At 41.5% G+C, this 12,186-nt stretch carries 12 protein-coding genes; 9 read left to right on the forward strand and 3 right to left on the reverse strand.

Going from position 1 to position 12,186, the window contains the following annotated elements; translation table 11 throughout:
* Position 1: 1 nt before the first annotated feature.
* The 3 genes from K1X56_04430 (at position 2) to K1X56_04440 (ending at position 2,398) form a co-directional block, all read left to right on the forward strand.
* Positions 2-1,336, forward strand: coding sequence for an NAD(P)/FAD-dependent oxidoreductase (locus K1X56_04430; GenBank protein ID MBX7093945.1), 1,335 nt, complete (start codon positions 2-4; stop codon positions 1,334-1,336).
* 89 nt (positions 1,337-1,425) lie between these two features.
* On the forward strand, positions 1,426-1,941 hold the full coding sequence (locus K1X56_04435; protein ID MBX7093946.1) for a DUF4920 domain-containing protein: 516 nt from the start codon (positions 1,426-1,428) through the stop codon (positions 1,939-1,941).
* Positions 1,925-2,398, forward strand: coding sequence for a hypothetical protein (locus tag K1X56_04440; protein ID MBX7093947.1), 474 nt, complete (start codon positions 1,925-1,927; stop codon positions 2,396-2,398). Before K1X56_04435 ends, K1X56_04440 begins: the two co-directional genes overlap by 17 nt.
* A gap of 70 nt (positions 2,399-2,468) precedes the next feature.
* Here the strand turns inward: K1X56_04440 and rplS are convergent, their stop codons facing one another.
* Complete coding sequence (gene rplS / locus K1X56_04445) at positions 2,469-2,831, reverse strand: 50S ribosomal protein L19 (GenBank protein MBX7093948.1); 363 nt, start codon at positions 2,829-2,831, stop codon at positions 2,469-2,471.
* A 119-nt stretch (positions 2,832-2,950) separates the two neighbouring features.
* Here rplS and K1X56_04450 point away from each other — a divergent pair, with 119 nt between their 5' ends.
* Positions 2,951-5,059, forward strand: a complete 2,109-nt coding sequence (locus K1X56_04450) for an OmpA family protein (GenBank protein ID MBX7093949.1) — start codon at positions 2,951-2,953, stop codon at positions 5,057-5,059.
* Positions 5,060-5,087: 28 nt separating this feature from the next.
* Here the strand turns inward: K1X56_04450 and K1X56_04455 are convergent, their stop codons facing one another.
* Positions 5,088-6,539, reverse strand: a complete 1,452-nt coding sequence (locus K1X56_04455) for a DUF2330 domain-containing protein (GenBank protein ID MBX7093950.1) — start codon at positions 6,537-6,539, stop codon at positions 5,088-5,090.
* A gap of 10 nt (positions 6,540-6,549) precedes the next feature.
* Positions 6,550-7,374, reverse strand: coding sequence for an RnfABCDGE type electron transport complex subunit D (locus K1X56_04460; protein ID MBX7093951.1), 825 nt, complete (start codon positions 7,372-7,374; stop codon positions 6,550-6,552).
* A gap of 82 nt (positions 7,375-7,456) precedes the next feature.
* Between K1X56_04460 and K1X56_04465 the strand changes: the two genes are divergently transcribed.
* From K1X56_04465 to bioD, 5 genes are read left to right on the forward strand one after another with little or no spacing between them, the layout of a single operon-like run.
* Positions 7,457-7,975, forward strand: a complete 519-nt coding sequence (locus K1X56_04465) for an HAD-IIIA family hydrolase (GenBank protein MBX7093952.1) — start codon at positions 7,457-7,459, stop codon at positions 7,973-7,975.
* A 47-nt stretch (positions 7,976-8,022) separates the two neighbouring features.
* Positions 8,023-9,366 (forward strand): hypothetical protein, encoded by a 1,344-nt coding sequence (locus K1X56_04470; GenBank protein ID MBX7093953.1) that lies wholly within the window; start codon positions 8,023-8,025, stop codon positions 9,364-9,366.
* Between the two features lie 54 nt (positions 9,367-9,420).
* The gene (gene bioB, locus K1X56_04475) at positions 9,421-10,428 is read left to right on the forward strand and encodes a biotin synthase BioB (GenBank protein ID MBX7093954.1); all 1,008 of its coding nucleotides are present in this window, start codon (positions 9,421-9,423) and stop codon (positions 10,426-10,428) included.
* Complete coding sequence (locus K1X56_04480; GenBank protein MBX7093955.1) at positions 10,428-11,528, forward strand: 8-amino-7-oxononanoate synthase; 1,101 nt, start codon at positions 10,428-10,430, stop codon at positions 11,526-11,528. The genes bioB and K1X56_04480 overlap by 1 nt, the downstream gene beginning before the upstream one ends.
* Positions 11,528-12,145: a dethiobiotin synthase gene (bioD, locus tag K1X56_04485; protein MBX7093956.1), complete on the forward strand. Its 618-nt coding sequence runs from the start codon at positions 11,528-11,530 to the stop codon at positions 12,143-12,145. The genes K1X56_04480 and bioD overlap by 1 nt, the downstream gene beginning before the upstream one ends.
* Positions 12,146-12,186 lie beyond the last annotated feature (41 nt).

A 12,186-nucleotide genomic window follows, 5' to 3' on the forward strand; every position in this document is an offset into this window, starting at 1 on the left:
TATGTTAATTGATATTCCTCATTCATCGAAAGCGAGGATTGTAATTGTTGGAGGCGGATTCGGTGGAATTAAACTGGCAAAAGAATTATCTGGAAGTGATGTACAAATTGTGCTGATTGATAAAAACAATTATCACACCTTTCAACCCTTATTGTATCAGGTAGCAACGGCGGGATTGGAAGCGGATTCCATTGCCTATCCCATCCGGAAAATTTTTGGTAAGAGTAAGAATGTATTTTTCCGCATGGGAGAGGTACACCGAATTGTACCCGAGGAAAAGAAAATTGAAATCGATAACGATCATTTGTTTTACGATTACCTCGTTATTGCCACAGGTGCACGTACCAACTATTTCGGTAATGAAGGATTAACCATCTCTTCAATGCCGATGAAAAGCGTACCCGAAGCACTCGATTTACGCAGTATGATTTTGCAGAATTTCGAAAAAATACTTACCATTTCGAATGAACGCAAGAAGCAAAGTTTAATGAATTTCGTCATCGCAGGGGCGGGTCCCACCGGTGTTGAATTAGCCGGAGCATTAGGCGAATTAAAAAAACATGTTTTTCCGAAAGATTATCCGGAGCTGGATTTAAGTAACATGAACATCTACCTCGTTCAATCGGGCGATCGCGTGTTACCGATGCTTTCCGAAAAATCATCACAACGTGCCAAGCGCTATTTGGAAGAATTGGGTGTTCAGGTGGTATTAAATACCCGTGTGCTCGATTATAATGGCGATTACGTGCAAACCAATACCGGACAAGATTTGGTGGCGCGGACTTTAATCTGGACCGCCGGTGTAACGGGTAATCCGGTGGAAGGTTTGGATCCGAAACTGGTAACCAAGTCGGGCAGGTACATGGTGGATGAGTACAATCGGATACAAGGCTATTCAGAAATATTTGCCATTGGCGACGTAGCCTGCATGTGCACGAAGGATTATCCGAATGGTCATCCGCAAGTTGCCCCCGTAGCCATACAACAAGCCAAACATTTCGCTAAAAATATTCGTCTCGCCATTGCCAGTAAAACCATGAAACCTTTTTCTTATCGCGATAAAGGATCGATGGCTACCATTGGGAAAAACAGGGCAGTAGTGGAGGTTGGCCGTTCCAAATTCGGAGGATTTATTGCCTGGGCCATGTGGATGTTTGTCCACCTCATGTCGCTCGTAGGATTCCGCAATCGCTTTGTGATATTTCTCAATTGGACCAAAAACTATTTCAGCTCCGATCGGGGAATGCGCTTAATCATTCGCGAATTCGATCTGATTGAAGTTAAGCGTCGACGTAAACGCGAAATGGAACAGGAAAAACAAAAAGAAAGTATGTAACTAAATGCATTTACCATCACCGGGTGATGCAAAGCATTTTTCTATTGTAAATATTCAGGTATTTTTGCAGCTCAAAACCAAATAACGCTATGAAAAAATTTATGATGTTGGCCGCTACGGGATTATTCCTTGCTTCATGCGGAGGCGGTACTGAAGCGGAAAACAAAGAAGAAAAGAAAGATTCTGCCGTTGTGGAACATGTGGCGAAATATGGCGATACTACCATTACGGAAGAAGGCGCCATCAGTATGCCGGATTTTATTACTGCCATGAATGGAAAAGATTCGCTTGAAGTAAAAATCAACGCCAATATTAATCAGTGCTGCAAGAAAAAAGGATGCTGGATGACGGTGGATATGGAGAATGGAGAAGAAATGCGTGTGACCTTTAAAGATTATGGATTTTTTGTTCCTAAAAATGCAGACGGCATGAATGCTACTTTTCAGGGATGGGCATTTGTAGATACACTTTCAGTTGAAATGCAGAAGCATTATTTGCAGGACGAAGGTGCCAGTCAGGAAGAAATCGATGCCATCACCGAGCCGGTTGCAGAATGGTCGTTTGTTGCAAATGGAGTTATTATTAAGGATGCGAAGAAAAAATAAATGGGTATTCCTCGGAATTGCAGCCTTGGTTATTGCCTGTGTTCAATCACCTGAAGAATCAACGGAGAAATCCGACGAAAAAGCCAAAGCCGATTCACTGGCTAATTGTGAAAAACCGGTTTTTGATGAATATAAAGCATCGGAATTGGCAGCACTCATGCGCAAAATGGATGCCGATATGCGTATTTACCGCGAACATTTGCTCAGCGGGAAATTCAATAACGACACCTTAAGTTTCGATTACTCGGCTATTAAAACCGCAACTCCAACAGATCCCACCGTGCGTGGCGATATGTTTAACGGAATGGCAGATGCCTTTTTGAATAATGTGAATTCGTTGAAAAACGACGATCAGGATCCGAAGGAAATCTTTAATGTGGCCGTAGCCTCTTGCTTATCCTGCCACGAACAATTTTGTCCGGGACCCATGGTTCGCATTAAAAAACTAAAAATCTGATTCAGAAAATAAACCCAACAAAAAACCCTCAGTTTTCACTGAGGGTTTTTTAATATCTGAACGTATCGGATTACTGAGCAATTGCTTTTTGTTTTTCCTTGATACGAGCTGCTTTACCTTTAAGTTCGCGCAGATAGAATACACGTGCACGACGTACAACACCTTTTTTATTCACTTCGATTTTGTCGATGAAAGGTGAGTTAATTGGGAATACACGTTCAACACCGATGTTGTTTGACATTTTACGTACTGTAAAAGTTTCAGTAGCACCTGCACCACGACGTTGAATAACAACACCTTGATATTGCTGAACACGCTCTTTGTTACCTTCTTTAATTTTATAGTGAACGGTAACAGTATCTCCTGCTTTAAACGCTGGAAGTTCGTTGTTTACCGGTAACAGTTCTTTTGAGAGTTCTTGAAGACGATCCATACCTGTTTCTTAATTGGGGTGCAATAGTACAAAGATTTTTCGAATATCAATCAAATTCCTGTAAAAAAAGCATCATTTTCCCTGATTTTTGAGACGATTTTAGGATATTTGATCCCGCGATGAGGAAAACACTATTTGTAATTTACCTGCTATTCCTGTTTAGTAATCAGGGGTTTGGACAGACTCAGTCAATTTTTAAGGACGATTTCCTGAATAATAACAATGCCTGGCTCACCAAAGAGGCTTCCGATTTTGCGGCTGAGGTTTCCGACGGAAATTATAACATCGACCTCAAAAAGGAAGGAGATGCCTGGTGGCTTTGGAGTCCGATCGCTATCGATCCGAACAAACCTTTTATCTACCGATGCGAATTCACCATTGCGCCCAATTCTAAAAAAGGAGTTTTCGGATTGGCCTGGAATGTTGAAAATGCAGATAACAATTTCAATTTTGCAGTCTCCGTTACAGGTCAGCACATGGTATTTAATACCAAAGACGGGGCCTATTCCTATCCGAAAAGCTGGACCACCTCCTCTAAAAAAGTGGAAAAAGGAAAGGCGCAGATTTTAACCGTAAAAAGCAATGGTTCCAATTATCAGTTTTTACTGGACGATGCCGTGCTTTGCGAATTACCCTACTATAAATTTGAAGGCACGAATTCAGTCGGATTTTATGTGCAGAATTTTATTGATGTAAGAGTAAACTGGGTGGAGATTGTGCAGGATCGTGGAGCAATGAATGTGTTAAGCGGTACGGATTTAGATGTAGTGAAAAAAACAAATCTGGGTTCAAATGTCAATACAGTTTACACCGAAAAAAAACCGGTGATCTCGCACGATGGTCATACCCTCTTTTTTGTCCGCTCAGAAGACCCCCAGAATTTTGGAGTAGATAAGGCCGATGATATCTGGTTTGCAACGGTGGATGATCAAAACCAGTGGAGCAAAGCTAAAAATGTGGGTCGACCCGTAAACAATAAAGAAAACAACAGCTGTATCGGCGTGGCGCAGGACAATAGCTGGATCATGTTAAAAGGTCAATACACCAGTGATGGAGAATACAAAGGATCCGGTTTTTCCATTGCTTCCAAAAATGGAGAAGGATGGTTTAATCCCGTTAATCTCACTGTAAAGAATTATTACAACAATGCCAAATACCAGGAAGCCTGTGTGAGTCCCGATGGCAACGTGTTGATGTTCGCCATTCAGCGTGAAGATTCCTATGGAAACAAAGATTTATATGTAAGCAAACGACTACCCGACGGAACATTTTCTGAACCGGTAAATTGCGGTGCAAATGTAAATTCCTTCGCTGCGGAAATTGGTCCTTTTATTGCCGGCGACGGTAAAACTGTTTATTACGCATCCGAAGGATTACCCGGATATGGAGATGCAGATATATTTATGATTCAGCGATTGGACGACAGCTGGACCAATTGGTCGAACCCCGTGAATTTGGGTCCAACCATCAACTCCGCAGGATGGGATGCTTATTTTTCTACCGATGCAAAAGGAGAGTGGGGGTATATGGTGTCGACCGAAAATGCAATCGGCCGTTCAGATATTTTCCGTTTTCGATTACCGGAAAAAGCAAAACCGAAAATAACATGTGTGGTAAAAGGAAAAATTATCAATGCAAAAACCAATGAACCCATGATTGGTGAGCTGACATTTAATGTGCTTGAAACAGATTCCCTCTTAGGCAAAATTTATGCTTTACCTTCAGACGGAACCTTCTCCATGGTGTTAAAAGAAGGATTACAATATTCCATCGATGCCACTTATCCCGGCTATTTAGGAGAGCGAATCAGTATTGATTTACGCGATGTAAAAGAATCGGTAGAAAAAGAAGTGGTGATGTATTTAAAACCCATCGAAAATGAAACGACGGTTGAGCTGAACAATGTCTTTTTCGAAGAAAATAAAGCTGAATTGCATTACAGCAGTAAAGCACAATTGCATTGGGTTAGAATTTTTATGGAGAAAAATCCGGAAACGGTAATTCTTATTGGTGGACATGCCATGGTGAGTGGTGCATCGGAGAAATTCAATAAAAAATTATCGGAAGACCGCGCAAAAACCGTTTACAAATACCTGATAGAAATTGGCGTGGATAAAAAACGATTGAAGTACAAAGGATATGGATCATCCAAACCGGTGTATAGTGGAACGGATCCTGGACAGAATTCTAAAAACAGATGTGTGGATTTTACCATCATTTCTAAATAAAAAAGGAGATCGAGAGATCTCCTTTTTATTAGGCTTGACGCGTAACAGGTATTCGTTGCAGGAGAATGAATAATCCTCCAACACCAACCAGAAAAAACAGCGTGAAAATCCATTTACCTCCATTACCGGGTGAACCGGGATCTGAATCCTGTGGAATTACAGGCGTAAAATCGTTTTTCTTGAATTGATTATCCTTGATTAAATGATTGTATTCCGTAATGTATTTTCCATAGCGGGTAACATCCCATCCGGTTAAAACAGCCAGTTCTTCCACTTCGTGCTTGCGTTTGTAGCAGAGGTCTTTGAGGTATTGCTGTCCATCTTCACATTCGAAATCGCCACCTGCAGGATTGGTTAAAATATATCGTCCTTGAAAATGTTCTGTATTGGGCGTAACCTGGAAATTTAAATCCTGCGGAAATTTATCGCGCGAGTAGCGGACATGAAGTCGGGTAAAAAATACATTGCCCTGATTGGCCCAATTAACGCCGGCCCGACCTAAGTCTGCAGTGAGCGGGGGAGGACCCACACACGGATCGCATTTTACACCGCCCCAGCTTGGCGTAACATTCCATGCGTACTCCAGGAAAACACAATTTTTACCCTGATATCTCCAGCTTTTTTCAAAAAGATCTACATAGAATTTACCGAAATTATTGCGGATGTCTAAAGGCACATTTCTGTCGGTAGGAATTTTTACGGTTCTGTAATTGGTGCATTCTACTCGTCCCGTTTTTGTAAAGGCGTAAACAATCATGTCTTGCGGACCATTTGCATTTGCCATTCCCAAACGGATGGGTAACATGAATTTCGGAGAATCGAATGAAATTTGAATTGGACGCAGGTGTTCAAATCCCAATGCTTTTTTATTATCGAGATTTACTTTTACAACAAAAAATTTCATGTTGCTTTTGATGTAGGGGTCCAATACTTCATTGGCAGTTCCCGGAATTTTATATCCGTTTTGAGTCAGCCAGGTTTTGAGTCCCACCGATTCTGTAGCCGAAAGAATTAAAATGTCATATTCTCCAATGGAATATTCTGCTTCAACTTTTACGCCCAGTCCCTTTTCCTTTTCCTTCATCGACGATTTTTGCACCATCGATATAGATTCGGAACGTGAGTAGGAATAATCCTCCAGGTAATCGTACCTGTAGCAGGGATTTTCATCGTAGTATTCAACCAAACGCGGACCCGAATAAGCATCCAGTGCTTCGAATACACTTTGATCGGAAATCCGGATATCGTTTTCTTTTAGCACAACGGGAACAGGTACCACCATAGCGAAATCTTTTACATCGCCCTGAAAATCGTTGTTCATGGTAATAGTGGTACGGTTACCATCACGCACTAAAATAATTTGCGAGGTTTTATTAAAGAGTTTGGTGTCGGCTTTTGCAACATAAAATCCGCAAAAGGCCATTGCATTTTCGGTGACTAAAACCGATAGCAGGAAGAGTGCAATAATTTTCGTTTTCATACACTTTATTTTAAGCTTTTATCCACTGAAATTTTTCTGATTTTAAAAGGCGATCGAACCCGACCGTTAATGGTGAAATAAAGAAGAGTGCCCATAGCGGAGCGGTGTGTACCTGCATAAAATTGCTTAGTGAAAAAGTGACCACTGCAATAAGAGATGCCCATACAATTCGTGCAACAAGATGATTTGGAGTTGTCACCGGATCGGTGATCATAAAAAAGCTGAACAGAAGCAATGATCCGTTACTGAATTTGAGCAATAAAAAATCGAAATCCCAACCGAGATAAACGATAGTTCTTACATATTCAAGCAGAAAAAGTGTAGCCAAAAAAGCAAAGGAAGTATCTACCCGTCCCGCTTTTAAAATCACCATTAATCCGGCAGCTCCTATAAAGAAAACCAGCAAGGCGGAACTTCCCCATTGTCCGGGAGAAATCCATGCGTCACCGGTCAGTAATATCGTTACAACAATTCCAAAATTGGCAGGATTAAAAATGTGTTTTCCATTGCTGCGAATCAGGAATTTTCCGGCAATGGCCAAGCCTACACCCATCACCAGGGTGATATAGGAATTGGCCTGAAAAAGAAGACTCATTCCTAATCCTGTAATCAAGGCGCTTTTTAGGGAATGCATGGGGGCGGGACTAAGCATTACGCCTACGAGTTGAACCATTAATGCGGTGCTGATGATAATGGCAAATCGTACAATGTCGTGGTCCCAGTCCAGGTACCAAATTCCATAGAGGAGGAATGAGCTCAAGAATACGATTTGAAAATTTCGTGCATCCCGAAATAAAGATCGCAATGCGGTGAGGAGGTGAATACTGCTTTTCATGCTTCCGATTTTGATGCTGTACACCCGATTTCTTTTTCGGTTCAAATCCATTTTTTCCCACCCTTTCATCTATATTTGTTGCATGACCTACAAAGAGAAACTTCACAAAATAAAAACCTTCATTTTCGATTTCGACGGGGTGTTGACCGATGGAGTAGTGTACCTGATGCCTCCGCGTGATTTTATCCGAACCATGCATGTCCGCGATTCATACGCCATTCAATATGCCGTTAAAAAAGGATACAGGGTGGCCATTATTACCGGTGGAAATTCGGAAATGGTAAAAGAGCGGATGGCTTATCTCGGAGTAACAGATGTTTTTCTTCGTGCTTCCGATAAATTAAAAGTATTTAAAGAATATACCGCAGATCATCATCTGGATTATTCCGAAATTCTCTATATCGGAGATGATCTACCCGACTATCATGTAATGAAACAGGTTGGATTATCGGTTTGTCCGAATGATGCAGCGGAAGAAATTCGTGGAATGGTTGATTATGTTTCACCGCGTAAAGGTGGCGAGGGTGTAGTGCGGGAAATGATTGAACAAACCTTAAAGGTTCAGGGAAAGTGGTTCGATCAAAATGAATTGTCGTGGTGATTTATGGAAAAACAACTTTTTCTGCATCCATAGCGTAAAGTGTATTTATGAAGCGGTGGATTTTGATTTTAATGATGATGTTGGGGACTTCTCTAATTCAGGCCCAGCATAAAATTGTTATTACCGGTATAGTTACAGAGGAACCGGATAACAGTACCAATCCCCAAAATCGTCCAGTAAAAGATGTAAGCATTTACCCGGAAAACAACAAGGAAAAGACAGTATTGTCCAATCGCCTTGGTCGCTATTATATTACGCTTACGGTAAATGAGGACCAGGATCCGCCGGTGTTGGTTTTTCGTTCCATGTTGCACGATATTTATAAGCGTCCGCTTAAAAAAAGTGAACTACGAAAACATCTCGATGATACCTTAAAGCTGGATGTGGTGTTGAATTTTATCACACTCCCCACCGTTGAGGTTTCTGCGGCTCCTTTGGTTGTTTTCGGTTCGGAGGAATTAAGTGTGTCCGATTATCTTTTTCATGGCGATAATTTCATCATGCTTGCTTATGAAAAACGTCTCGATAAAGGCAGTAAAATTTTATACACCAATCCGGCGAATGTTATTTTATCCAGTTTTACCATTCCCGATGTAGCGAAGGAATTGTATGTGGATTATGCGGGACGTTCCTACGTGATTTGTGAAAAGAAGGTGTATGAAATTAATGTGCGCGATGATGTGCTGAGTTTATTTCCGCTGGAGCAGGATTTTTTCGAAACGCGCATTCGCCCATGGGTCGATACCACCGAAACAACGGCTTATTTTTCCAATCACCTGTGGTATTATCCGGAATTCGATTATTATGCTTACGATGTAAATGATTCGGTGTTTAAAAAATTAAGAACTGTAATTGATAAACCTCTGATGGAATTGTATCGGGCGCAGTATAAATATGTGGATGGCCGTGATAAACTGGAGGCTTATCGTGCACAGTTGGCTACCGGGGTAGATAAGGAAATCTGGATTGCCATTTGGTCGGGTTTTCCTAATTCAATTTATTATCATTCTCTCTATGCGCCTATGTTTATCCAAAATGATACCATTCTCATTTTTGATCACTATTCCAATAAATTATTCCGCTACAATAAAAACCACGAAGTGCTCGATTCGCTGGATATCACCTATCATATTGGTCCCGATAAAAAACAGTGGGAGGAATTGCTGGTAAAGGATATTGAAAGTCAGGTCATCTATTCTGTTTTCCTTAAGGAAGGCCGGTTTTTTCTGAAGGAATTAAACACCGCTACCGGTGAAATAAAAAATGTATTCCGCTTAAGCTATAAATATCCCGAGCGACTGAAAATCAGGAATGGATATGCCTATTATGTTTATCGTCCCTTCGAATCGGCGCAGAAAAAATTTCTGTACAAGGAGAAAATTGGGGAATGAGTCGTTTTGTTGTGGGTTCATGACTTATATTTGCCCCAGAACTAATACGAAGGTATGAGCGAGATTCGTCACAATTGGACCAAAGAAGAAATCCTTAATATTTACAATCAACCCTTGCTGGAGCTAGTTTATCAGGCCGCATCGGTTCACCGTCAACATCACAATCCACGCGAAGTGCAGGTGAGTTCTCTCATCTCCATCAAAACAGGTGGGTGTCCGGAAGATTGCGCTTATTGTCCGCAAGCCGCACGTTACAACACTAAAGTAAAAGTGCATAAGCTGATGGAGGTGGATGAAGTGACATCCCTCGCAAAAAATGCAAAAGAAAATGGGGCCTCACGCGTGTGCATGGGAGCAGCCTGGCGCGCAGTTCGCGATAACAAAGATTTCGATAAGGTAATCGATATGGTAAAAAGTGTACATGCACTCGATCTGGAAGTATGCTGCACACTGGGAATGTTGACCGAAGATCAGGCCAAGCGTTTGGCAGATGCTGGTTTATATGCCTATAACCACAACCTCGATACATCAGAAGAATATTACGATGATATCATTACCACACGTACTTACGAGGATCGTTTAAAAACTCTCGAGAATGTACGCAAGGCTAAACTTACCGTTTGCTCCGGAGGAATTATCGGAATGGGCGAAACGGTAGAAGATCGCATTGGTATGTTACTTACACTCGCCAATTTACCGGCGCATCCAAATTCTACCCCTATCAATGCATTGGTCCCTGTAGAAGGAACACCACTCGAAGAACAACAAATTGTTCCCATTTGGGATATGGTTCGCATGATTGCTACCACACGCATCGTATTACCAAAAACGGTGGTGCGATTAAGTGCAGGAAGAACGCAGATGAGTATGGAAGGACAAGCCCTTTGCTTTATGGCAGGAGCAGGTTCTATTTTTGCGGGCGATAAATTACTCACAACTTCCAATCCCGATATCAACGAGGATATGCAGATGTTTGAGATTTTAGGCTTAGTGGGACGAAAACCTTATGCCAATGGCGACAAGCCGGAGATTAAGGAAACGAGCGAAGAGACCATTGCCTGATGAATTTTGAACAACGTCTGCAAGAAACGCTCGAGCGTAGGATAAGTGAAGGCGCATTTCGCGAGTTAAGGCTGCATCCCGGATTATTCGATTTTTGTTCGAATGATTATCTCGGAATGGCGGCCATGGAATTTAAAATTCCCAAAAAAAACGGAGGATCAACCGGATCACGTTTGCTCACTGGTAATACGGCTGAAGCATTAGCACTGGAAGAATACCTGGCCGGTTTTTTCAAATCAGAAGCAGCACTTCTTTTTAATTCAGGATATGTAGCTAACACGGGACTGCTTTCATGTATTGCCAAAAAAAATGATCTGATTGTTTATGATGAATTATGTCACGCCTCATTGCGTGATGGAATTCGTTTAAGCAATGCCCGAAATTTTTCCTTTGCTCACAATGAGGTTTTCGACCTCAAACAAAAAATTCAGCGTGCAGGTTGCGAGGGACAAATCTTTATTGTTACTGAATCTGTATTCTCCATGGATGGAGATATTGCTCCACTAAAAGAAATTTTTGAAGTAGCAGAACAATTGAATGCCCGGGTAATTGTTGACGAAGCACATGCAGTTGGAGTATGGGGAGAGCAAGGGAGAGGACTCGCTCAGGATTTTGCAAACAGAAAAGAATTACTCGCACGAATTGTCACCTTTGGTAAAGCCATCGGTTCTCACGGAGCGGCAATTATCGGATCGGAATTATTAAAGAATTACCTGATTAATTTTTCTCGTCCATTTATTTATACAACGGCATTGCCTCCTGTTATTCTGGAAGAAATAAAAATTCGTTTTCAGAAAATGGAGACGATGGACGAAGAACGTTCACGCTTGTTTAAAAATGTGGAATTCTTCAAAGAGCAATTAGTAGCGAGTAAACTCCGTCACTTAAAATCGAATACTGCTATTCAATGCGTCATTATACCCGGCAATCACGAAGTGAAAAGATGGTCGAGATATATGCACGAAAAAGGATATGATGTACGCCCAATTTTAAGTCCCACCATTCCCGAGGGATCCGAACGTTTACGTTTTTGTATCCATTCATTTAATTGCTTTGAACAGATTCAGAATTTATTTGTTGAACTGGCAAATATGGAATGATGAGTCAGCATTTTTTTGTCTCCGGGATTGGTACCAATGTGGGTAAAACCATTTCAACTGCCATTTTATGCCGTGCTTTAAAAAAGGATTACTGGAAACCGGTACAAGCTGGCGATCTGCATCATTCCGATTCCATTCGGGTAAAGAACATCATCGGAAATGATTTAAATGTCTTTCCGGAACAATACCGACTCAATGCACCCATGAGTCCGCATGCAGCAGCAGAAATAGATCATGTCAGCATTTCATTGAGCGATTTTCAACTCCCTCATTCTAAAAATGGAATGTTGGTTGAAGGGGCTGGTGGATTAATGGTGCCTTTAAATCGCAAAGGTGATTTTATGGTGGACCTTGCCGCGCAGCTGCAACTACCCATTATTCTTGTTGCCAATTATTATCTCGGCTCCATCAATCATACCCTCCTGAGTCTGGAGTTGCTTAAAAACAGAAATCAATATCCGGTCCTGCTGGTATTAAACGGAACCGCCAATCCCGAGTCCAGATCTTTGATATTGAGTAGGGTAGGATCCCTTCCTGTTGTGGAAATCCCTGAATTTCAAGAAGAAGACCCGGAAGAATTAAGACGTTTTGCCGATCAGCTTCAAATCGCCTTTTAACCCTTAAAGGCTTTTCTTTCATCAGATTTTGAGGTCCATTT

The sequence above is a fragment of the Flavobacteriales bacterium genome, assembly GCA_019694795.1.
Lineage (GTDB): Bacteria > Bacteroidota > Bacteroidia > Flavobacteriales_D > UBA2798 > UBA2798.